The organism is Mesobacillus harenae, from assembly GCF_013343715.1.
Lineage (GTDB): Bacteria > Bacillota > Bacilli > Bacillales > Cytobacillaceae > Mesobacillus_A > Mesobacillus_A harenae.
Window position 1 is genome coordinate 1 of sequence record NZ_JABUNR010000064.1, and the last position, 281, is coordinate 281.

At 40.6% G+C, this 281-nt stretch carries 1 protein-coding gene; it reads right to left on the reverse strand.

Going from position 1 to position 281, the window contains the following annotated elements; all coding sequences use genetic code 11:
• Positions 1–281: IS3 family transposase (locus tag HRJ06_RS23075; protein WP_174735241.1), on the reverse strand; the 281-nt coding region annotated here is incomplete at both ends.

Consider the following 281-nt stretch of genomic DNA (forward strand, 5'->3'; position numbering starts at 1 on the left):
GCCCATACTTTGCCATCAATCGCCTGATTTTTTTGTGATTCATGATGACCAAATAATCATTCGCCATAATCATCTTGATTTGGAGGGCGCCTACCTTTCCGTTTTTACCGTTGAATATCTCCCTGATCAATTTGATGTCCCGTTCATCTTGTTCAAGCCGATCTTCGCGGGAGGTAGCTGCTTTAAGCCAGTCATAGTATCCATTCCTGCTTACTCCTACAAGTTCACACAGATAAGAAACCATATTCTTTAACTGATGAGTTCCAATGGTTTTTTCAATA